Annotated in this window: 20 protein-coding genes; 8 read left to right on the top strand and 12 right to left on the bottom strand. The window is 48.0% G+C overall.

What is annotated here, in order from left to right:
- Window positions 1-75 precede the first annotated feature (75 nt).
- The 5 genes from C8N47_RS07160 to C8N47_RS07145 form a co-directional block, all read right to left on the bottom strand.
- Entirely contained in the window at window positions 76-447 is a 372-nt protein-coding gene (locus C8N47_RS07160) for a hypothetical protein (protein ID WP_107821863.1), read from the bottom strand.
- A 118-nt stretch (window positions 448-565) separates the two neighbouring features.
- Complete coding sequence (gene metF / locus C8N47_RS07155; protein WP_107821862.1) at window positions 566-1,519, bottom strand: methylenetetrahydrofolate reductase [NAD(P)H]; 954 nt, start codon at window positions 1,517-1,519, stop codon at window positions 566-568.
- A gap of 29 nt (window positions 1,520-1,548) precedes the next feature.
- Entirely contained in the window at window positions 1,549-1,707 is a 159-nt protein-coding gene (locus tag C8N47_RS18755; protein ID WP_170111324.1) for a hypothetical protein, read from the bottom strand.
- A gap of 120 nt (window positions 1,708-1,827) precedes the next feature.
- Window positions 1,828-5,505 carry a methionine synthase gene (gene metH / locus C8N47_RS07150; RefSeq protein ID WP_107821861.1) on the bottom strand — a complete coding sequence of 1,226 codons (3,678 nt, stop codon included), beginning with the start codon at window positions 5,503-5,505 and terminating at the stop codon, window positions 1,828-1,830.
- 1 nt (window position 5,506) lies between these two features.
- Complete coding sequence (locus tag C8N47_RS07145) at window positions 5,507-6,256, bottom strand: hypothetical protein (protein ID WP_107821860.1); 750 nt, start codon at window positions 6,254-6,256, stop codon at window positions 5,507-5,509.
- 531 nt (window positions 6,257-6,787) lie between these two features.
- Between C8N47_RS07145 and C8N47_RS07135 the strand changes: the two genes are divergently transcribed.
- From C8N47_RS07135 to tdh, 7 genes are all read left to right on the top strand, one after another.
- Window positions 6,788-7,456: a hypothetical protein gene (locus C8N47_RS07135; protein ID WP_107821858.1), complete on the top strand. Its 669-nt coding sequence runs from the start codon at window positions 6,788-6,790 to the stop codon at window positions 7,454-7,456.
- A gap of 480 nt (window positions 7,457-7,936) precedes the next feature.
- Window positions 7,937-9,184 (top strand): hypothetical protein, encoded by a 1,248-nt coding sequence (locus C8N47_RS07130; protein ID WP_146161454.1) that lies wholly within the window; start codon window positions 7,937-7,939, stop codon window positions 9,182-9,184.
- A 238-nt stretch (window positions 9,185-9,422) separates the two neighbouring features.
- On the top strand, window positions 9,423-9,872 hold the full coding sequence (locus C8N47_RS07125) for a hypothetical protein (protein WP_107821856.1): 450 nt from the start codon (window positions 9,423-9,425) through the stop codon (window positions 9,870-9,872).
- A 257-nt stretch (window positions 9,873-10,129) separates the two neighbouring features.
- On the top strand, window positions 10,130-11,599 hold the full coding sequence (gene cysS, locus C8N47_RS07120) for a cysteine--tRNA ligase (RefSeq protein WP_107821855.1): 1,470 nt from the start codon (window positions 10,130-10,132) through the stop codon (window positions 11,597-11,599).
- A 133-nt stretch (window positions 11,600-11,732) separates the two neighbouring features.
- Window positions 11,733-12,134 (top strand): nickel-responsive transcriptional regulator NikR, encoded by a 402-nt coding sequence (nikR, locus tag C8N47_RS07115; protein ID WP_107821854.1) that lies wholly within the window; start codon window positions 11,733-11,735, stop codon window positions 12,132-12,134.
- 41 nt (window positions 12,135-12,175) lie between these two features.
- Window positions 12,176-12,658 carry a thioredoxin family protein gene (locus C8N47_RS07110; RefSeq protein WP_107821853.1) on the top strand — a complete coding sequence of 161 codons (483 nt, stop codon included), beginning with the start codon at window positions 12,176-12,178 and terminating at the stop codon, window positions 12,656-12,658.
- Between the two features lie 78 nt (window positions 12,659-12,736).
- Window positions 12,737-13,765, top strand: a complete 1,029-nt coding sequence (gene tdh / locus C8N47_RS07105; RefSeq protein ID WP_107821852.1) for an L-threonine 3-dehydrogenase — start codon at window positions 12,737-12,739, stop codon at window positions 13,763-13,765.
- Between the two features lie 36 nt (window positions 13,766-13,801).
- Here tdh and C8N47_RS07100 read toward each other — a convergent pair whose 3' ends face one another.
- Together C8N47_RS07100 and C8N47_RS07095 are read right to left on the bottom strand one after the other, a co-directional pair.
- Window positions 13,802-14,815, bottom strand: coding sequence for a DUF4421 family protein (locus tag C8N47_RS07100; RefSeq protein WP_107821851.1), 1,014 nt, complete (start codon window positions 14,813-14,815; stop codon window positions 13,802-13,804).
- Between the two features lie 7 nt (window positions 14,816-14,822).
- The gene (locus C8N47_RS07095) at window positions 14,823-15,590 is read right to left on the bottom strand and encodes an exodeoxyribonuclease III (protein WP_107821850.1); all 768 of its coding nucleotides are present in this window, start codon (window positions 15,588-15,590) and stop codon (window positions 14,823-14,825) included.
- Between the two features lie 63 nt (window positions 15,591-15,653).
- Between C8N47_RS07095 and rsgA the strand changes: the two genes are divergently transcribed.
- Window positions 15,654-16,598 (top strand): ribosome small subunit-dependent GTPase A, encoded by a 945-nt coding sequence (gene rsgA / locus C8N47_RS07090; protein ID WP_107821849.1) that lies wholly within the window; start codon window positions 15,654-15,656, stop codon window positions 16,596-16,598.
- Between the two features lie 64 nt (window positions 16,599-16,662).
- On the opposite strand, the gene uvrC is transcribed toward rsgA, so the two are convergent.
- The 5 genes from uvrC to C8N47_RS07065 all read right to left on the bottom strand — a co-directional run bounded on the left by uvrC (window position 16,663) and on the right by C8N47_RS07065 (window position 21,882).
- The gene (gene uvrC / locus C8N47_RS07085; protein ID WP_245915683.1) at window positions 16,663-18,468 is read right to left on the bottom strand and encodes an excinuclease ABC subunit UvrC; all 1,806 of its coding nucleotides are present in this window, start codon (window positions 18,466-18,468) and stop codon (window positions 16,663-16,665) included.
- Window positions 18,469-18,586: 118 nt separating this feature from the next.
- Complete coding sequence (locus C8N47_RS07080) at window positions 18,587-19,105, bottom strand: adenine phosphoribosyltransferase (protein ID WP_107821848.1); 519 nt, start codon at window positions 19,103-19,105, stop codon at window positions 18,587-18,589.
- Window positions 19,106-19,140: 35 nt separating this feature from the next.
- Entirely contained in the window at window positions 19,141-21,018 is a 1,878-nt protein-coding gene (gene mnmG / locus C8N47_RS07075; protein WP_107821847.1) for a tRNA uridine-5-carboxymethylaminomethyl(34) synthesis enzyme MnmG, read from the bottom strand.
- Between the two features lie 53 nt (window positions 21,019-21,071).
- Window positions 21,072-21,443: an rRNA maturation RNase YbeY gene (gene ybeY, locus C8N47_RS07070; protein WP_245915682.1), complete on the bottom strand. Its 372-nt coding sequence runs from the start codon at window positions 21,441-21,443 to the stop codon at window positions 21,072-21,074.
- A 19-nt stretch (window positions 21,444-21,462) separates the two neighbouring features.
- Entirely contained in the window at window positions 21,463-21,882 is a 420-nt protein-coding gene (locus tag C8N47_RS07065; RefSeq protein WP_170111323.1) for an ATP-binding protein, read from the bottom strand.
- Between the last annotated feature and the right edge of the window lie 2 nt (window positions 21,883-21,884).

Below are 21,884 nucleotides of genomic sequence, written 5' to 3'. Positions count from 1 at the left end.
GAAAACCCGCGAAAAACATTTTATAAGGTCTTTGATTTTAAAAACATAGCGAACGAGCCAATGCAGCCCGCAGCGCTATCTACTGCTGAAATAGCGGCGGAACAGCACCTTTTTCAGGTCGCGAAAAATAATTTGATGAGCGATCACTTCAATTTGATTGTAACGGGGAAATTCGTTCGCCGTCTGATCAATGTCGCGCTGGCTGATATCGACCTGATAGAGGATAGACATCAACAAATCGCTATTGGAGTGCATCAGCCGATCAATTTGATCGACCAGTTGGCGGTGCAATTTTTCGTAGGCATCATCAATCGATCCGGAATATTCAATCTCCACGCCGAACAAGCCAAAATCCTTCATAATCTGGGCAATTGTATCGAGGATGATGTCTTCCCGATTCAAAAAGACATCTACATTTCCGGGCTTTATATTGGGTAAGTCACGCATTCAATCAATTTTAGGATGAAAAGTTAAGCAATTTTAAGAACTCAAAGCGGGTAAAAATTACAAATCCGAACTCAACAACTGAGATCGGATTTGAATATCGGTATAAGACAGTTTTCGCTTAAAATACGGCTTCAACAATTTTGCGGGCGTTGTCCGACATACCCATGGTGTACAAGTGCAAACTAGGCACCTTGTTGGCCACCAATTCTTTCGATTGCTGAATAGCCCATTCGGTTCCCACCAACTTCGCATCGTCGTTGTTCTTACATTTTTTTAACTCGTTCACCAGATCCTGCGGCAAGTCGATGCTGAAGATCTTGGGCAGAATAGTCAGATGCCGCAGGTTGCTGATCGGCTTGATTCCCGGGATAATCGGAATCGTAATTCCTTCAGCACGACACTTCTCAACAAAGTCGAAATAAACCTGATTATCGAAGAACATCTGGGTGACGATATACTCGGCTCCGGCATCCACCTTTTGCTTCAGATAGCCCAAATCCGTGTCGAAATTCGGCGCTTCGAAGTGCTTTTCCGGATAACCAGCCACACCGATACAAAAATCCAGCGGTGTGGTATTTTTCAGGTCCGAGTCGAGGTATTTGCCATTACGCAAATCCACAATCTGTTTCACCAACTCGTCGGCATTGGCATGTCCGTTCGGGTCGGGGCGGAATACCGTATCCCCTTTCACGCCGTCGCCGCGCAAGGCCAGCACATTTTCAATACCCATAAAGTTCAGATCAATCAGTACGTGCTCGGTTTCGCTTTTGGTAAAGCCACCGCACAAGATATGCGGAACCACCGGAATCCCGTATTTGTGCTGAATAGCCGCCGCAATAGCCACTGTTCCGGGGCGCTTGCGAACCACCTGCTTGTGAATCGATCCATCCGGCATTTCCTTGTAAATCATTTCATCGCGGTGTGTTGTGATGTTGATATAACTGGGATTGTAATCGATTAAGCTTTCGATGGTGCGGTAAATATTGCTGGCATCATTCCCCTTCAGCGGTGGAAGCAATTCGAATGAGAATACCGTTTTATCGCTTTGATTGATGATATCTATAACTTTCATTTTCCGGGTCGAATTTGTCTGATTTCGGTTTATTTAAAGATGTTCTCGATCTGTTTCTGTGCTTTTTTACTCTGACGTTGCATTTCGGTTTCAATCGAGTTGTTGAAATGAAAAATCATATCCAGCACAAACATAACTGCCAAACCTAGTAAAAATGCTATAATCGCTTTCTTTGTCGAACTATTCATTATCTTTTAATTTTTAAGGTTATTGAGGGTTTCACGTGTATTATTGAGGGTTTCATTCCAAGTGAAGCCCTCAATAACCATTCAAAGTGAAGCCCTCAATAAACCCTCAATAATTTAGTCTTATACTCCTTTATAGTTAATGTTTACCGGCAGGAACTGCTCCACTAAATCAACCGATACGCCTTTACGCTTGGCATAGTCTTGCACCTGATCTTTGCTGATTTTCTCGAGGCTGAAGTAGCGCGACTCAGGATGTGCAAAGAACTGCCCACAAACCGCAGCCGTGGGATACATGGCATAGTGTTCCGTCAATTCAATACCGATTTTTTCAGCGCCCAGCAAGTTAAACAAATTGCGCTTTTCCTGATGTTCCGGGCAAGCCGGATAGCCCAGTGCCGGACGAATGCCCTGGTAACGGACTTTCAGAATATCGTCCCAAGTGAGGTCTTCATCGGGGGCATAGGCCCAGTATTCCCTGCGCACTTTGGCATGCAACAACTCGGCAAAAGCTTCGGCCAAACGGTCGGCCAGTGCTTCGAGCATAATCGCTTTATAATCGTCGTGATCGGCTTTGTACTGCTCCAGCCATTGCTCGATGCCAATACCGGCAGTCACGGCAAATCCACCGCAGTAGTCGGTTTTGCCAAGCTCTTTCGGTGCTACAAAGTCCGACAAGCAGAAGTTGGGCACACCTTCGCGCTTCTTCTCCTGTTGACGCAGGTGGTAGAAACGCCCCAGCTCGTCGCTGCACGCTTCATCCTTGTACAATACAATGTCGTCGCCGTCGGCCTGAGCCGGCCAAATACCATATACGCCATTGGCCTGCAACATCTTTTTCTCAATAATCTCGTCGAGCATCAGCTGCGCATCCTCGTACACTTTACGCGCCTGTTCGCCCTGAACTTCATCATCCAAAATCTCGGGGAAGCGGCCTTTCAGCTCCCACACAAAGAAGAAGAAGTTCCAGTCGATGTATTTACGCAGCTCTTCCAGCGGGAAGTCAATCAACTCGTGCACCCCGGTTTGCTTCGGCTTATAGATCACATCAGCGCTCCAATCGGGCATAAATTTATTGGCACGGGCTTCCTCCAGCGTCAGGTATTCCTTTTGCTTTTTCTGTCCGTGGAACTCGCGGATCTGCGCATATTCATCTTTCAACGACTGCGCGAAATCTTCGTTCTTCGACAGCAAATTCGCCACAACGCCCACCGTACGGCTGGCATCCTTCACGTACACCACCGGCTCCGAATATTGCGGGGCAATTTTCACGGCGGTATGGATCTTCGAAGTTGTTGCACCACCGATCATCAGCGGCAAATGGAAGTTCTGGCGCTCCATTTCGGCGGCCACATTCACCATGATTTCCAGCGATGGCGTAATCAAGCCACTCAACCCGATAATATCTACGTTCTCTTTACGGGCTGTTTCCAGAATCTTTTCGGTTGGCACCATCACCCCGAGGTCGATCACCTCGTAGTTGTTACAGCCCAGCACCACGCCCACAATATTTTTACCAATATCGTGCACATCGCCTTTCACGGTAGCCATCAGCACCTTTTTCTGGCTGCTTTGCTGGTTTTTGAATTTCGCCTTATCCGCTTCGATAAAGGGTAACAGGTGCGCTACCGCTTTCTTCATCACCCGGGCCGATTTAATCACCTGCGGCAGGAACATCTTCCCTGAGCCGAACAAGTCGCCCACCACGTTCATGCCGTCCATCAGCGGGCCTTCAATAATGTTCAGCGTTGGGCTGTACAGCGGAATGGCTTCATCCAAATCCTGCTCCACGTAATCCGGAATACCTTTCACCAAAGCATGCTCCAGACGTTTTACCAGGGGCAGCTCGCGCCACTCGTCCTTCTTCACCACCTTGCCTTCGTCGGCTTTCAGGTTTTGGGCAAAGTCCAGCAAGCGTTCCGTCGCATCGGGGCGGCGGTTCATCACCAAGTCCTCAATATATTCGAGTAGATCTTTCGGAATTTCATCATAAATCTGCAACATCCCCGGGTTCACAATCCCCATGTCGAGCCCCGCTTTGATGGCATGAAACAGGAATACCGAGTGAATGGCCTCGCGCACCAGGTTGTTCCCGCGGAAGGAGAACGACACGTTGCTCACCCCACCGCTCGTTTTGGCATGCGGCAGGTTTTGCTTAATCCAACGCACGGCTTCAATAAAATCAACCGCATAGTTGTTGTGCTCTTCCATCCCCGTACCAATGGTCAGGATGTTGGGGTCGAAGATGATGTCCTCGGCCGGGAAATTCAGCTTTTCGGTGAGCAACTTGTAGGCGCGGGTGCAAATCTCCACCCGTCGCTCGAAGTTGTCGGCCTGGCCTTTTTCGTCGAAGGCCATCACCACCACGGCAGCACCGTACAGCTTAATTTGATGGGCATGCTCGAGGAACTGCTCCTCGCCTTCTTTCAAACTAATCGAGTTCACAATGGCTTTCCCCTGCAAACATTTCAAGCCGGCCTCGATCACCTCCCATTTGGAGCTGTCGACCATCACCGGAAGCTTGGCAATGTCGGGTTCCGACATCAGCAGGTTCAGGAAAGTCACCATTTCCTTTTTGGCATCCAGCATGGCATCGTCGAGGTTCACGTCGATTACCTGGGCACCATCCTGCACCTGGTCGCGGGCAACGGCCAGCGCCTCTTCATATTTTTCTTCCCGAATCAGGCGGGCAAACTTGCGCGAACCCGACACATTACAACGCTCGCCAATATTCACAAAATTGGTTTCGGGCGTGATGGTCACCGGTTCCAGTCCGCTGAAGCGGGTTAATTCGTCATTTTTTTGTTTGATATGCGGCTCGGCTGCCGCGGCAATGCCGGCAAATTTGCGGATATGGTCGGGCGTGGTTCCGCAACATCCACCGATGATGTTCACAAAGTGGTTATCCAGGAAGTCCTTCACCTGAACAGCCATTTCCTCGGGAGTTTCGTCGTACTCGCCAAACTGGTTGGGCAAGCCCGCATTGGGGTAGGCGCTAATGTAGAAGGGCGCTTTTTTCGCCATTTCTTCCAAATAAGGGCGCATATCCTTCGCGCCCAGCGAGCAGTTCAGTCCGATACTCAGCAGGTCGATGTGGCGCACCGAGTTCAGGAAGGCCTCCACCGTTTGTCCCGAGAGGGTGCGGCCGCTGGCATCGGTAATGGTGCCCGAGACCATCACCGGAAGATACAGATCACGTTCTTCCAGTTCCTCCTCGATGGCAAACAGCGCCGCCTTGGCGTTCAGCGTGTCGAAGATGGTTTCCACCAACAACAGATCCACACCCCCGTCGAGCAAGCCTTTCAGCTGTTCGCGGTAGGCTTCTTTCACCAAGTCGAAGCTGGTGGCGCGGTAGCCCGGGTCGTTCACGTCGGGCGACAGCGACAAGGTTTTATTGGTGGGCCCCAGGGCACCGGCTACATAGCGCGGCTTATCGGGATTTTTTGCGCTAAACTCGTCGGCAATTTCGCGGGCCAGAACGGCCGATTTATAGTTGATGTCGTACACCCACTTTTCGGTGTGATAGTCGGCCTGCGAGATGCTGGTGGCATTGAAGGTGTTGGTTTCAATGATGTCGGAGCCGGCCTCGAGGAAGGCTGCATGGATACTTTTAATCACATCGGGGCGGGTAATCGACAGCAGGTCGTTGTTGCCAAACAGCTCGTTGGTCAGTTCGGCAAATTCTTCGTTTCGGAAATCCGCTTCGGTCAGCCCGCACTTTTGGATCATGGTTCCCATGGCCCCGTCGAGCACCAGCACGCGGCGTTTCAGTTCTTCACGTATGTCTTTTTTTTGTGTCATCTTACAAAATCAATTTCAATTCGTTTTCGCCGTGCACGGCAATTTGGTCGTCCACAATAAACACGGCGGCAATTACTTCGGGCATCAGCTTAAGGTGTTTGAGCACCTTGTCCAAATCGTTGGCGCGTTTCACCCGGTTGCCGATACCCACTGCCAGAGCCGATGCCTGCGCACCTTTCGGGGCGAGCATCATCACAGCCGTTGCTTTGCTGTGATTAATGGGCTGACCCTTGGTTCCCGTACCGGTTCCCAGCCCCAGGGGTGTTTGTTGGGGAAGGATTTCGAGGCCCATCAGTCCCGAATCTTCCAAATCGTCAGCAAAAATACTTACAATCAGCGAATCTCGAAGCTTTAAATACAAATCTCCGTCATTTTCAACAATCATTTCATCTGGAGCGAAGCTGGCCAGCAAGCTTTCGCCCACCAGTTGGCTGATCAAACCACTTTTGGCAGCCTGTGGTCCGGTGCCGGCCAACTCGGCAGCGCGGGCTGCTTCAACGATGGAGGCCGGAGCGTTGTCGGCCACCGGATAAGGTTTCAAACTTTTCTTAAAAAACGGTTCTTCAGCCACGTAGGCCTTCAGTTCGTCTACCTTTTGGCTGAGCACCTTCAGGGCTTCGGCCTCCATTTGGGGGCTGTACGATTGTGGATCGACGCCAATCCAAAGGTTGTAGTCGAGGTATTGCACCGTGAAGGGCTGAAAGCGCTCGCGGGAAAAGCAGTTGCGGTACGATTTGGGTTCGAAAAGCATAATCCGGATTTTTTGTGCTGTTTTTCAAATTAAAACCTGTTGGTTGAACGATTTGGATTGATTTTGGTTTAGCGCCGGGCCATCTTTCGTTGCCCGCTGTTGGGGCCCCGGTTCAAAAAACCGGCTCGCCGACTGCCCGGCATCTGCCCGCGGCCGAACCACCGAACAGCCACGGCGAAAAAACCGCGTGCCGGGGCGCTTGTCAAGCCCCAAAATCATTCCTTTTCGCGGCAGGCTGAACCGAAGCCCAAACCTGCTGATTTGCAACCATCGCGGGCAAATGTAAGCTGTAAAGGCTGAATTGTCAAATTATACCCGCCGGATGCCGGGGCCCAAGCTCTTAAAAAAGAGCCGAAACTTATTTAGAATCGGAATAAATTACAAGAAGTTAAAACCCGTGAAGCAGTTTTTTCACGGGGCTTGCAGCCATTTTAGGTTGAAGAACATGAACGACATATCAATTAAACAATTGACTTCGAAATGTCAAGTGTGTAACTTGTGTGGCAAACTATTTAATTAAAATTATAACTTATGAATACTTCTGAAACAGGCTTCGAAAAAAACCTATCGATTTACGAACAAATGTTAGACGAAATCCAATCGCCCACCGCCAACTACAACCCGCCTGTAGCCCAAATGAGTGTTGAAACCCTGCAAGCCCATGTCGATCCGGCCCGGGCAGCCCTGCGCACGGTAACCCAAACCCAGGCCGACTACACCTTTGCCGTGAACGACCGCCAGGCAGCCTACGACGACATGAACAAACGCATCACCCAAGTTAATACGGCCCTGCCGCTGTTTGGCGTAAGCGCCCGCACCCTGGCCGATTTTAAATCGGTTTACGACAAGCTGAAGGGCTACTCAACTGTCTCGGAAATGGGCTTCGAACACCTAAAAGAAAACTTTGGCGAGTACCTGATGCTGCTGAAAAAAGTAACCAACTACGCCCCCACCGATCCCGATTTAACGGTTGAAGCACTCGAAAGCCTCGAGTCGCAGCTCGACGACCAAAACCAGGCCGTCAGCCAGAGCGATGCCGCCCTTTCGTCGGCACGCGACACCCGCAACCAGCTGATGTACGACGAACAGACCGGCCTGGTGCCCCTCTGTAAAGACGTGAAGCAATACTATAGGTCGGTGGAAGGCGTAAACGGCGTGATGTATAAACGCCTGGTGTCGCTGATGAAACCCCTGCGCTAAAAAACGGATCCGAACAAGTTACGGAAGCTCCACCAGAGCTCACGGAAGCTCCACCGGAACTTACGGAAGCTCCACCAGAACTCACGGGGGTTCCATCAGAGTTCACGGAAGCTCCACCAGAACTTACGGAGGCTCCACCAGAGCTCACGGAAGCTCCACCGGAACTTACGGAAGCTCCACCAGAATTCACGGGGGTTCCATCAGAGTTCACGGAAGCTCCACCAGAACTTACGGAGGCTCGACCAGAGTTCACGGGGCTTCCACCAGACTTCACGGAGGTTCCATCAGAGCTTACGGAAGCTCCACCAGAACTTACGGGGGTTCCACCAGAGCTCACGGAAGCTTGTTCGGCCTTCAACATTGCCTATTCTGTTGTTCAAACGGTCTATACCGCTGCTTTGGCGGCGGTTTTCACCCTGTACATCCGCCCGGGGGAAGCTGCTGAAGCCCCCGATGAAGTTGAACCTAAAAAAAACAACCATGGCCCGCAATAAAAAGAAAAAGAAACAAGCCTACTGCAGCTCGCAACAAGAACAGCGCACCCGGATGAATGTATTTTACCGCAATATGTACAACATTCTGGCGGCCTACCAGTGCGAAGAGTTCGTGGGCCTGATGCCCCAATCGCTCAAACGTGCACTTTATAACATGCGCACGCCATCGTTCCGGTTTACCGAGGCCAACTGCCCCGATATCAACCGCGAACAATACAACGAAATCATCCAGATGGTGAGCTACACCCTTAAAAAGATGACCATTTCGCTGAACGATAGCGACGGGAAAACAACGCTGAGCGATTTTTACACCATGGGCTACAACCTGCGCATCCTGCAAGAAGCCACCCAAACACACCCCTACGAAAACGGCGAACGAATGCACGAGCTGCTCACAACCCGTTTAAACCTGCTCGCAGCGGACGAAAAGGCCATGTTAATGTTGGCCAATATATGCCACTATGCCTCGGCCTACTTCAGCTCTTACACCAATTACGTGGTTACCGTGCACCCCGAATTTCCAAGCGAGAGCTCCAAAAAAGGCATGCAGGGACTTCAGCTCATCGTGTCCACCCACAAAGTACCGGTTCACTATTTCAAGGTCAACGGGCATATTCGGCCGGCCTTCGCAATCGGACTAACCGCGCCCGAACGTCAACTGAAATGGTTAAGCATGAACCGCGCCTTGTTCGACCACACCCCCTTTCACGATCAGCTGCAAACACCGGTTTATGTGCAGTCGCACACCTTTCAGCGGCTGGCCGAGCGGCTCGATCTGATGACCATCAAAGAGCTGTACTTCGACCTGCGGAACTCCATTCTGCGCGCAACGGTCATCCGTTATAAACGCTATCACCTCATCGAATATCGGGCACTCGACTGTAAACTGGGCTACCTGGTTGCCGATCTGATTGACGGGAAACTACTGGTTAAAACCTTCCTGTTTCTGCCCAGCGACGGCACCCCCGAGGGCGAAAAACTGGAACAACTGTGCGGCCTCACCAAGGTGGATATGCAATACCTGAAGATTGATCATCTGAGTGCTTTCCACCACACCGATATTAAAGAGGATGCGCGCCTGAAAAAGCTGTTTTGCGATGCCGGCTGCGAAAGCCTGTTCGACTTCTGCGAACGACAACGAAACAAAAACTGCCGCCACGACCAGCTGTCGAGCTATATCATCCAATACATCCAGCTCGATCAGGAAGAAGAACAGCCCGCCATTGCCGGATAGCAGCCCAACAAACCGATCCGGGGGGCCCGGGCAACATAGCTGTGGCGCCCTCCATCGGCCGCGAAAACCGCGGGGCGACCGGCCCGTTTTAATCGAAACCCGCATCAATCGCAAAGCGTGATGCCGCCGAAAAGTTTAAATTTTTACTTTTGTAACCATTCAAACCTGCTCCACTGTACGATCAAACACAGCATTTATTTGTTGAGCCTTTTAGAAACAAATACAAAAACAGAAAAACATGAAAAAGAGATTCCTCACCATGGCCTTGCTGCTGATCAGCGCCGCCGTGTTTGCACAATCGGCACCCCTCGCACAAGGCGAAAAACAACTCAACTTTGGGCTGGGCGAAAGCAACCACGGCCTGCCCCTTTACATTGGCGCCGACTTTGCCTTTCACAACGACTGGACCGCCGGCCCGGTGCTGAAACTGATCCTGGACGACGACGACAGCAAATTTGCCGCTATTGGCCGCGTGGATTACCACTGGAACCGCCTGATGGAAATCCCCTCGAACTGGGACTTCTACCTGGGCGCTAACCTGGGTGTGCTCAGCGGCGATGGCGTCGACCTGAACCTGGGATTGCAAATTGGCGGCCGGTACTACTGGAGCGACCGCTGGGGCGTAAACCTCGAAATTGGCGGCGGCACCGGCTTCGACACCGCCGTTGGGCTGAGTATGAAGTTTTAAACTGAAAAATACAGATCAGTCAGAAGGCCGGATGTTCTCCGGCCTTTTGTATGCTGCTCCCGTCCAATAAGCGAGCCTAACCATCACTTTAAAACAAATGCACATAAGGTTCCTTCCAACAAAATAATCGACTTCCAGCTGCATTCAGGCAAGCACCTGAGCCAGCAAGCTGAAAAAGAGCTTCAAATTGAAGGCATCGCGGATGAGCCGCAGCAAGTTTTCGAGAAATTTCTACCTTTGCAAAAATTTCTCAATCGATGGATAATCAACTACAGATCTACAATACGCTAAGCCGCAAGAAAGAAATTTTTGTTCCTCTGCACGAGGGCAAAGTTGGTCTTTACGTGTGCGGCCCTACCGTTTACGGAAAGGCTCACCTGGGCCATGCCCGCCCTGCGGTAACCTACGATTTACTGTTCCGCTACCTCAAACACCTGGGCTATAAGGTACGCTATGTCCGCAACATCACCGATGTGGGGCACCTGGCCAACGATGCCGACGAAGGTGAAGACAAAATCGCTCAAAAAGCCCGTCTGGATGAGCTGGAACCCATGGAAGTTGTTCAGCTGTACACCAACGATTATCATAAAAACATGGAGAAGCTGAATGTGCTTTCGCCAAGCATCGAACCCCGCGCAACAGGGCACATCATTGAGCAAATTACCGTGGTCGAAAAGATTTTGGCAGCCGGTTATGCTTACGAAAGCCAGGGCTCGGTGTATTTCGATGTTGAAAAATACGCCAAAGATTATCCTTACGGCGAGCTCTCGGGCCGTAAAATTGAAGACATGCAGTCCAACACCCGCGAACTGGACGGACAGGATGAAAAACATTCGCCGCTCGATTTTGCCATCTGGAAGAAAGCAGCCCCCGAACATATTATGCGCTGGCCTTCGCGCTGGAGCGACGGTTTCCCGGGCTGGCACCTCGAGTGTACTGCCATGAGCTGCAAATACCTGGGCGAAACCTTCGATATTCACGGCGGCGGCATGGATCTTTGCTTCCCCCACCACGAAGCGGAAATTGCGCAGGCCAAAGCAGCAAACGGCCACGATGCCGTGCGCTACTGGATGCACAACAACATGATTACGCTAAACGGTCAGAAAATGGGCAAATCGCTCGGGAATGCCATCTCCCTCGACGAGTTTTTCAGCGGTGAACACGCTCTTCTGGAAAAAGCCTACGATCCGATGACCATCCGCTTTTTCATGCTTACGGCGCACTACCGCAGTACGCTCGACTTCTCGAACGAAGCCCTGCAAGCTGCCGAAAAAGGTATGGAACGCCTGCTTAAAGCCAGCGAAACCATGAACGGACTAAGTCCCGCCGACAAGTCATCGGTCAACATTGGCGAGCTGAAAGAAAAATGCTACGCCGCCATGAACGACGACCTGAACAGCCCCATTGCCATCGCCCATCTGTTTGATGCGGTGAAGATTATTAACTCCATCGCGGATGGCAAGGAAAGCATTTCGGCCGAAGATCTGGACGCATTGAAAAGCCTCTACAACACCTTTGTTTTCGACTTATTTGGATTGAAAAAGCCCGAACAAGCCGAAGGCAGCAACGAAGCATTCAACGCAGCCATCGACCTGCTGCTGCAACTGCGCCAGGATGCCAAAGCCAACAAAGACTGGGCAACAGCCGATAAAATACGCAACGAGCTCACCGCCCTGGGATTTGTCGTTAAAGACACCAAAGACGGCGCCAGCTGGGAATTAAAATAAGCGTTCACCCACCCGATCATACAAACCCTTGCAAAAGCTTTGCAGGGGTTTTTTATGCCCCCTTGCCCAATGACTCACAAAACGCTACTTTTGCGCATTAACCGGCGCCAACAAGCGCTTTAAACAACCAATTATGCCTGTTTCCCGTTTTGGTGTTTCGCTCGATGAAGAGCTGCTGAAGGCGTTGGACGAGTATGTGCAGGAAAACAACTTTGCCAACCGTTCGCAAGCCATCCGCTTTCTGGTGGAAAAAAACCTGGTCGAAAAAAAGTGGAAATGCGACAACATCGTAGCCGGTGCCATCACCCTGGTTTACAACCTCAGCAAAAAGGAAATCCGTAACCGCATTCAGGATATCCAGGCAACGCATACCGAACTGATCCTCTCCTCGCAGCTTTTCCACATCAGTACCGAAAACTGCCTCGAGATTGTTGCCGTGAAAGGCCCTTCGTTTCAGCTCACAGCACTGGCCGATCAGCTGATTGGCATTAAAGGCATCCAACACGGAAAACTCACCATGAGTAAAGTGGAATAACCATCGAATAACATGATCATTCTTTAATTCAATAAATAGCCATGAAAAAACTGTTTGTACTGCTTTTTGTAGCCTTTGCCCTGGTAGGCCAGGCTCAGCTAAAGCCCATTTACAATCCTGAAGCCGATGCTCAGGCACAAATTGACGCAGCCGTCAGCCAAGCCTCGGCCGAAGGCAAACACGTATTCCTGCAAATTGGCGGAAATTGGTGCGTATGGTGCCGCCGCTTTCACCAGTTTGTACACGAAAATGATGCACTAAACCAATATCTGAACGACAACTACGTGGTGGTAGCGGTGAACTACAGCAAAGAAAACAAGAATGAAGCACTACTGGAAAAACTGGCCTTCCCGCAGCGTTTTGGCTTTCCGGTATTCGTTGTGCTCGATGCAAAAGGCCATCGCATTCACACCCAAAATTCGGCCTACCTCGAGGCCGACGGAGGCTATGATCAGGACAAAGTGTTGGGCTTCTTCAAGCAATGGTCGCCGGCAGCGCTCGACCCCAAAAGCTATCAAAAATAAGGTTCAAAACATGACTTTAGTCCTTCATTTAAACTTCTATATTCGCCTAACTTGCATTTAAAACAAAAGTATTTTTCAATGAAAGCAATTGTTAAAAGCAAACCGGAACGCGGACTTTGGATAGAAGATGTTCCGATGCCGGCTGTTGGCCCCAACGATGTTCTGATAAAAGTGAAGAAAGCTGCTGTATGCGGCACCGACCTGCACATTTACAAATGGGATGAATGGGCCCAAAATACCATTAAAACACCGGTTACCATTGGCCACGAGTATATGGGTGAAGTGGTTGAAATCGGTTCGGAAGTGGACCGTGTTCATGTCGGCGAACGGGTAACCGTTGAAGGACACATTGCCTGTGGCTTTTGCCGCAATTGCCGCCGGGGACGTCAGCATATTTGCGACAACACCATCGGCATTGGCGTACAACGCGATGGTGGTTTTGCCGAATATATTTCGGTTCCGGCCAAAAACGTTCTGAAAATCGACAGCCGCATTCCCGATGAGTTGCTCTCGATCATGGATCCGCTGGGAAATGCAACGCACACGGCACTCTCCTTCCCGCTGCTGGGCGAAGATGTACTTATTACCGGTATTGGCGGCCCCATTGGAGCGATGGCTACGGCGGTATGTCGCTTTGCCGGAGCCCGCAATATTGTAGGTACCGACCTATCGCCCTACCGTCGCAAACTGGCCCGCCAGATGGGTGCAACGCTTGTCGTTGATCCCTTGAAAGAGAACGTGCAGGATGCTATGCGCAGTCTGGGTATGGTTGCCGGCTTCGACATAGGCCTGGAGTGTAGCGGATCGCCGATTGCTTTCAACGATATGGTCGAAAACATGTACAACGGCGGTAAAATATCGCTACTGGGTCTGTTACCCAAGACAACCCAAATTAACTGGAGCAAATTGATTTTTAAAGGCCTCACCCTCAAGGGAATTTATGGCCGCGAAATGTACGAAACCTGGTATCAGATGGAAATGATGCTGACCTCCGGACTCGACATTTCTCCGGTGATCACCCACCGCCTGAAAGCTGATGATTTCCAAAAAGCCTTCGACATCATGGAAGAAGGCAACTGCGGAAAAATTATTCTGGACTGGGAATAACGAGCTTCACATACCGATAACAAAAGGATCAGGCTGCTACAGTTTGATCCTTTTACTTAGGGTAAACTCCAGAAAACTGGTTCCGTTGGCAATTTGCATCCCCCTAAACCGAACATCGGAATTAAATTGCGTTTGCACAAAGGAGGCTCCCACATAAAACCATGGAAAATGATAGCCTCCGGAAAGCCGAATTTCGCCACCGATTCCGGCTTTCTGTTGCCGTACAATCCCTTGGTCAACATACTTCATCTTGTTAAAACGCACGCCTATTTGTACCGATGTTGAAGCAGTAAGAATGGCCTTGGGAAAAGGAACCAACGAGTAAGCATAGCCAAAACTTCCGTAAGATGAATAAGAATGAAAGAGGACCAACTCGGCCCAATCGACAAAATAAGCAGTGCTGATTTCTGTTGGAATGATGCCTTTTCCATTTTCAATCTTCAGCGACGATACCCCGACTCCCCATAAGAAAGACCCGGCGCTTTTCAATTGCAAATCGGTTTGATTGAAGGCTGCTTTATACGAAAATCGTTTCGAATTGAGAACATAAATGAAATTAACCCCCAGATTGGTAGTCTTCAAATTGCCCATCCGGTCATAAACACCATCCACCGTCTGAAACTGCCTGGCCTGCTCGCCGTGAAGTGTCGCATAATAACCTTTGGTACGCAAGGCCATCACGTCTAAAATAAAAGGGCGTGCAATAATATAACTCTGAAGCCCAAAGCTGGATGTGTTCCCGTATTTTTGGGTATCATTATCGGAAAAAAAACGGTCAGTCCCGATCTTAAGGCCGAACCATTTGTAGTTTACCCCCAATCCGAGCTTAAAGCTGTCGTTTGAACGATATTTTATTCCCAGTGAGTTCTCCTGGTCATTTAGGATCAGGTGATTTCCTTTATCGGCATTATACACCCTTACGATCAAATCGCTGTAGTATGAAGCAATGTAATCGGGATCGTAGCGTTTCGTACTGAAGCCTTCCGTTTTTTGCGCACTAAGCAGTTTACTTGCAAACAAAAGTGCAAGAATCAGCCATCCTTTCTTCATTCCCCTCCTAAATATCGAGCTTTACCCACACCGGACAGTGATCGGAATGCACCGCTTCGGGCATAATACCGGCATCAACAATCTTCTCTTTAAGCGGCTCGGTTAACATGTTATAATCGATACGCCATCCCTTATTTCTCGCCCTGGATCCGGCCCGATAGCTCCACCACGAATAATGATCGGGCTCTGGTATCACCTCCCGAAAGCTATCCACATAGCCCAGGTCGACGAACTGCTGAAACCACTCCCTCTCTTCGGGCAAAAAACCGGAAGTGTTCTGCTGTTTCTCCGGATTATGGATATCAATCCACAACCGACAGATATTGTAATCGCCGGAGATAACCAAATTCGGTAAGCTTTTGCGAAGCTCATTTAAATAGGCTGTAAAATCGGCCAAGAAATCCATTTTATACTCTTGTCTGGGACCACCGGTAGTTCCGGAGGGGAAATAGGCACTAATAACGCTAAAATCGCTAAAATCGGCACGAATCACCCGACCTTCCACATCATACTTGGGGTTATCCATTCCGTTTACGACCTGAAGCGCCGGCTCCTTACTTAAAATAGCCACGCTGCTGTAACCCGGCTTTTGAGCCGAGAAGCTATAAAAATGATATCCCAAAGCTCTAAACTCCTCTTCACTCATCTGCCCCGCCTGTGCTTTGGTCTCTTGCAGGCATAAAATATCCGGATCGGCTTCTGTCAGCCATGTTAAGAAATCTTTCTTTAATGCCGCTCTCAGGCCATTCACGTTATAGGATAAAATACGTTTCACAAAAATTCGTAAATTTGATTAAACTTTTCAAAAGTAACAGAAACAATTAACTCAGGAAACCCAGTGAACAAAGGCATCGTCATAAAATCGACCGGAAGTTGGTACACCGTTAAGGCTGAATCCGGACAACACGTTGATTGCAAAATCAAAGGGAATTTTCGCATCAAAGATATTAAAAGTACCAACCCGGTCGCAGTCGGAGATCAGGTTCTGTTCCGGCTCGACGAACAACAAGGCAATGAAAACGCCAAAGCTGTTGGATTGATTACTGAAATTTGCGATCGTAAAAATTACATTGTCCGCAAATCCCCCAACCTGTCGAAGCAATCGCACATTATCGCGGCAAACATCGACCAGGCCTTTTTGGTTGTCACCATCAACTATCCGGTAACCACCACCACCTTTATCGATCGTTTTTTAGCCTCTGCTGAAGCCTACAGAATACCTTGCACTTTGATTTTCAACAAAATAGATCGGTACAACAAAGAGCAAACCAATCAAATGGATGCACTGATTGAGCTGTACAGCGCCATTGGTTACCGTTGCCTGAAAACATCGACCAGGAAAAACATTGGTCTCGACAACCTGAAGCAATGGATGACCGGAAAAGTGAACGTTTTCTCCGGACACTCAGGAGTTGGAAAATCAACGATCATCAATAAAATTGAACCGAGCCTGAATCTGAAAACAAAAGAGATTTCAGAATACCATCTCTCGGGCCAGCATACCACAACTTTCTCCGAAATGTTCGAATTACATTTTGGCGGGTATATTATCGACACTCCCGGAATTAAAGGTTTCGGGATGCTGGATATGGACAAATATGAAATCGGTCACTATTTCCCGGAAATTTTTAAACGGCTCGAAAAATGTCAATACAATAATTGCACCCACACCCACGAACCGGGCTGCGAAGTTAAAAAAGCAGTCGTTGAAAACGAAATTGCAGAAAGTAGATACTATTCGTACCTCGGACTACTGGAAAGTGACCAAAAGTACCGAAACTAATCTGGATTAATAAAGAAACACAACCCGCTTTTTGCGGGTTTTTTATTGCTCTATTTTCTATATATCAATACTTTAACTTAAAATAATCGAAGATTTTAGCGGCTCTAGAATCGCCTATTTCAGCAGCAACTGTATCATAGGCCTGTTTTTTAAGATTCTCGAGGCTTTTAAATTTCCGCAAAAGATGCTGAATAGTCTTCTCCCCCACTCCGGGGATATCTTGCAGCTCTGAATGAATAAAACTCTTCGACCGCTTCTGCCGATGAAAAGTAATTCCAAAACGGTGGGCTTCGTCGCGGGCGTGTTGAATCACTTTTAAGGTTTCGGAATTTTTATCGAGATACAGCGGCACCGAATCTCCGGGGAAAAATATTTCCTCCAATTTCTTGGCTATACCAATAATCGGAATTCGCCCCCGAAGCTTCAGCTGCTCCAAAGCATTGAGCGCTGCTCCCAACTGTCCTTTACCACCATCAATAATAATCAAGTTCGGGAGTGGCTTTTTTTCGTCGACCAGTCGTTTGTATCTCCGATAAATAATTTCCTCCATCGAGGCAAAGTCGTTGGGCCCTTCAACCGTTTTTACATTAAAATGCCGGTACTCCTTTTTGGCAGGTTTCCCGTTTTTGAAAACCACACAAGCAGCAACCGGGTTTGTGCCCTGCAGGTTCGAGTTGTCGAAACATTCAATCTGAATAGGCAAGTCGTGCAATCGTAAATCCTTTTTCATGGTTTCCATAATACGATTGGCACTTTGCGCCGGCTTCGACTGTGCGTACTGTTTTTCCTTTTCCATCCGAAAGTACTTGGCGTTGCGAATCGACAAATCCAGCAGCTTCTTTTTATCGCCGCGGATAGGAACCTTAAACTCCACCCCATTCAGTTCGATATCGGGCTTAAACCGAACAAGCAATTCTCTGGAGTTGCTGAAAATTTTTTGTCGGATATCTACGATCGCATAAGCCAACAATTCTTCGGGCGATTCGTCGAGCGCCTTTTTAATTTCTGCGGTATAAGTTTGGACGATCGCTCCGTTAATCACCTTCAAATAATTGACGAAAGCCGACTTCTCCACAACCTCAATTCCGAACACATCCACATCCGTAATCGTTGAACTGACCACCGTCGATTTATTCTGAAATTTCTCCAGTGCATCAAGTTTAATCTTCACCTGGTTGGCTTCCTCAAACTTATAATTTTCGGCAAAAGTTTTCATCATTTCCCGAAGATATTTGATCACGCCAGCGATATTGCCTTTCAAAATATCCCGGATTTCATCGATATACCGGGAATAGTCCGACTCTTCCTGGAAACCCTCGCACGGACCAAGGCAGTTCCCGATATGGTACTCCAGACATACCTTATATTTTCCAGCCTGAATATTTTCCTTTTGCAGGTTCAAGTTACAGGTTCGAAGTCGATAGAATCGCCGAAATAAATCGAGCAGAGTTCGCACCGCAATAACCGAAGTGTAGGGACCAAAATACTGCGAGCCGTCGCGAATCACATTCCGCGTTTGAAACACCCGCGGGAATGCCTCATTTTTGATCACAATCCACGGATAAGTTTTATCATCTTTAAGCCGTATATTATAGCGTGGCTGATATTTTTTAATCAAATTATTTTCAAGTAGCAGCGCATCCTGCTCCGTCTCCACCACCATGTGTTTGATGTCGTAAATATTCCGAACCAATAAAACGGTCTTCCGGTTATCGTGATTTTTGGCAAAATAGGAAGCGACACGCTTCTTCAGATTTTTCGCTTTCCCCACATAAATAATCTTCCCCGTATTATCGAAATACTGATAGATTCCCGGTTGATCCGGCAATACAGAAACGAGCTTTTTCAGGTAATCCAATCGACTATCCACTGACAAAATATTTTAGAATGCTGTAAGTTTACAAAGCTAAAAAACGGATATCCCCTCAAAGAATATCCGTTCTGTTTTTACCATTTTTCAACGCTTCCTTTGGCATTTTTTTCAACCATCAATATGTCACAACACTGTGTGTTTCGTATTCGTCCAGGAGCGCTTTATTGCCATTTTCAATGAATTTCAAATCGCAGATGAATGAGAAGAAAACCTGCTTGACTTTCATCTTTTGAACCAACTTGAGGGCTGCCAAAGCCGTTCCGCCTGTCGCCAGTAAATCGTCATGAATCAACACAACATCGTCCTCGCAAAGGGCATCCAGATGCACCTCTATGGTATCAGTTCCATACTCCAATTCGTAAGTTTGCTCAATTGTTTCGGCGGGCAGCTTTCCCTTTTTTCGAGCCGGCACAAAGCCTGCCTCGAGGTGATAAGCCAATGCACCGCCAACAATAAAACCGCGCGACTCAAGCGAAACCACCTTGGTTATTCCCCTCCCCTCGAAATGCGAGCATACCTGATCGACCACTGCTTTAAAAGCGTCACCGTCTTTCAAAAGCGTTGTAATATCTTTGAAATTAACCCCTTTTTCAGGGTAATCGGGTATCTCCCGAATGTATTGTTTTAAATCCATTTTAAAGCTGTTTTATGAATGTTCCACGTGGAACACTACCTTCCCAACATGATTAAAAGTACGTTGATATCCGCGGGACTAACGCCCGAAATACGGCTAGCCTGCCCAATGGTTTGCGGTTGAATTTTGGCCAATTTTTGCCGGGCTTCCGTCGATATTGTATGAATACTTTCGTAGTCAAATTTATTCTCGATGTTGATATTTTCAAGCCGTCGAAACTTATCAGCCATCTGTTTTTCGCGTTCGATATAGCCGGAATATTTGATCAAAATTTCTGCCGATTCGAGTATTTCATCGTACCTGTTTTCGGGTATCCGCTGCAAGAATTTTTGAAAAGGAGTAACCGGTTCAACCACGTCAAAAATCGAAATTTGAGGTCTTGCGATTACATCTTTCAACTTCACTCCCTGCTTCAGCGGAGAGGTATTTTTTTGCTCCAACAGTTCATTTATAAACTGCGGCTTGATCGAAAATCCCGAAACGAACTCCACAATTTCATCTCTTAGTTTTTGCTTTTCTGCCAATAAATCCATGCGTTTTTGTGAGGCTAAGCCCAGTTCAAAACCTTTCGGTGTGAGTCTGGAATCAGCGTCATCCTGCCGCAAAAGAATGCGATATTCGGCACGAGAAGTGAACATCCGGTAAGGTTCATCTACCCCTTTTGTTACCAAATCGTCGATCAAAACACCAATGTAAGCTTCATCACGATTCAATACAAATTCGCCCTTTTCATGCACTTTTTGATGGGCATTTATCCCGGCCATTAAGCCTTGCGCGGCAGCCTCTTCATAGCCGGTAGTTCCATTGATCTGTCCGGCAAAGAACAAGTTCGATACCAATTTAGTCTCCAATGTATGGTACAACTGGGTCGGATCGAAGTAGTCGTACTCAATTGCATAGCCGGGTCGAAACACTTTTGCCTGTTCTAAACCTGGTATTAATCGCATCGCTTTAAGCTGCACATCCCACGGCAAAGAAGACGAAAAACCATTCAAATAGTACTCAATTGTAGTCTCTCCTTCGGGCTCTAAAAACAATTGGTGCTGCAATTTTTCGGCAAACGTCACAATCTTCGATTCGATGCTGGGGCAATAACGAGGCCCCGCGCCAACGATGGTTCCGTTATACATTGGCGAGTCGTCGAAGCCCACTTCAAGCTCCTTGTGTACCGCTTCGTTCGTATAAGTAATCCAGCAGGATCGTTGTTGCAAGCTCGATTTTTCTTCAGGAAGATAGGAGAATTTATAGTGTCCTTCGTCCCCCTTTTGCTCGGTAAGCTTTGAAAAATCGATCGTTCGTCCATCGATCCGAACAGGTGTGCCGGTCTTTAAGCGGCCGGTTACAAAACCTGCATCCGCCAGCTGATCGCTGATAAAATACGAAGCGGACTCCCCTATCCTACCACCTTCCATCTGCGATCGACCAATATGCATCAAGCCGTTCAGGAAAGTTCCATTGGTCAGAACCACCGATTTTGCCCGAAACTCGACGCCTATTTTTGTTTTAACCCCCTTAACAATGCCATCTTCCAACAACAAGTGAATGACAGCATCCTGCCACAAGTCGAGATTATCGATTTGCTCCAATTCATTTCTCCATTGCTCAGAAAAGCGCATCCGATCGCTTTGCGAACGGGGGCTCCACATCGCTGGCCCTTTCGACCGATTGAGCATCCGAAACTGAATAGAAGTCCGATCGGTAATAATACCGGTGTAGCCACCCAAGGCATCAATCTCGCGAACAATTTGTCCTTTGGCAATTCCGCCAATCGCCGGATTGCAGGACATCTGGGCATATTTTCCCATATCCATTGTGATGAGCAAGGTTTTCGACCCCAAATTGGCAGCCGCAGCAGCAGCTTCGCAGCCGGCATGCCCCCCTCCTACGACAATGACATCATATAATGGTAACATCTACATAAAATTTTAGTCCACAAAAATAATAGAAAAGCTTCAAAAAGAAAAGGTTAGAAAATTGAGAGATAAAAGTCCTCTTTAGCGGTCATGAGCTTCTTTTCATCAGCTTTTTTGTCGGGATATCCGAGTAAATGCAGCACTCCATGCACCAAAATACGCCTCAATTCTTCGTCGAACGACACACCAAATTGAGTAGCATTTTCTGCAACGCGATCTACACTAATAAAAATATCGCCGGAAATAATGCCATTTTCAACATAGTCGAATGTAATAATATCCGTAAAATAGTCATGATCGAGGTACTCCTGATTGACCTTTAACAGATATTCATCACTGCAAAAAATGTAATTAATAGCTCCTGGTTTTTGATTTTCGGAAGTAATAACTGTCTTTATCCAGCTTTTTAATTTCCTTTTTTCCAATTTTAGAGGCTTCACATCCTCATGATAAAACAGTATGGGCACTTTTGAATTTGAATTTTAATTGAATGATTGAACCGTTATTTTTGAATTTAACTTCGTCTACTACGCGCTGAATAATAAAAAGCCCTCTCCCACCCTCTTTATGCAGATTGTCAGCTGCCGTGGGATCGGGAATATTCGTATAATCAAATCCCGCACCTTCGTCCTGAACTTCAAACAAAAGTGCATCGTCGGTAAATTCGGCAAAAACCGTCACAAACTTGCGATGATCAAATTTATTACCATGGCCGATAGCATTAGAAACCGATTCGCATACGCCTAACTTTACAAAATTGCCTTTAGCGTCACCAAACTCACTCGTCGAAACGATTTCGGAAACGAAATTCTGAACCTCATTCAGATATCTAAAATCAGAAGGTATGCGTAAAGATTTCCTCAAAT

The sequence above is a fragment of the Mangrovibacterium marinum genome (assembly GCF_003046625.1).
GTDB classification, from domain to species: Bacteria; Bacteroidota; Bacteroidia; order Bacteroidales; family Prolixibacteraceae; genus Mangrovibacterium; species Mangrovibacterium marinum.
The sequence above is the reverse complement of the archived record's forward strand: the minus strand, read 5'-3'. Positions and strand labels throughout refer to the sequence as shown.

Bases quoted from the DNA above. Each gene is read 5' to 3' on its own strand.
- C8N47_RS07160 (WP_107821863.1), bottom strand. From the start codon at position 447: ATGCGTGACTTACCCAATATAAAGCCCGGAAATGTAGATGTCTTTTTG.
- metF (WP_107821862.1), bottom strand. From the start codon at position 1,519: ATGAAAGTTATAGATATCATCAATCAAAGCGATAAAACGGTATTCTCA.
- C8N47_RS18755 (WP_170111324.1), bottom strand. From the start codon at position 1,707: ATGAATAGTTCGACAAAGAAAGCGATTATAGCATTTTTACTAGGTTTG.
- metH (WP_107821861.1), bottom strand. From the start codon at position 5,505: ATGACACAAAAAAAAGACATACGTGAAGAACTGAAACGCCGCGTGCTG.
- C8N47_RS07145 (WP_107821860.1), bottom strand. From the start codon at position 6,256: ATGCTTTTCGAACCCAAATCGTACCGCAACTGCTTTTCCCGCGAGCGC.
- C8N47_RS07135 (WP_107821858.1), top strand. From the start codon at position 6,788: ATGAATACTTCTGAAACAGGCTTCGAAAAAAACCTATCGATTTACGAA.
- C8N47_RS07130 (WP_146161454.1), top strand. From the start codon at position 7,937: ATGGCCCGCAATAAAAAGAAAAAGAAACAAGCCTACTGCAGCTCGCAA.
- C8N47_RS07125 (WP_107821856.1), top strand. From the start codon at position 9,423: ATGAAAAAGAGATTCCTCACCATGGCCTTGCTGCTGATCAGCGCCGCC.
- cysS (WP_107821855.1), top strand. From the start codon at position 10,130: ATGGATAATCAACTACAGATCTACAATACGCTAAGCCGCAAGAAAGAA.
- nikR (WP_107821854.1), top strand. From the start codon at position 11,733: ATGCCTGTTTCCCGTTTTGGTGTTTCGCTCGATGAAGAGCTGCTGAAG.
- C8N47_RS07110 (WP_107821853.1), top strand. From the start codon at position 12,176: ATGAAAAAACTGTTTGTACTGCTTTTTGTAGCCTTTGCCCTGGTAGGC.
- tdh (WP_107821852.1), top strand. From the start codon at position 12,737: ATGAAAGCAATTGTTAAAAGCAAACCGGAACGCGGACTTTGGATAGAA.
- C8N47_RS07100 (WP_107821851.1), bottom strand. From the start codon at position 14,815: ATGAAGAAAGGATGGCTGATTCTTGCACTTTTGTTTGCAAGTAAACTG.
- C8N47_RS07080 (WP_107821848.1), bottom strand. From the start codon at position 19,105: ATGGATTTAAAACAATACATTCGGGAGATACCCGATTACCCTGAAAAA.
- mnmG (WP_107821847.1), bottom strand. From the start codon at position 21,018: ATGTTACCATTATATGATGTCATTGTCGTAGGAGGGGGGCATGCCGGC.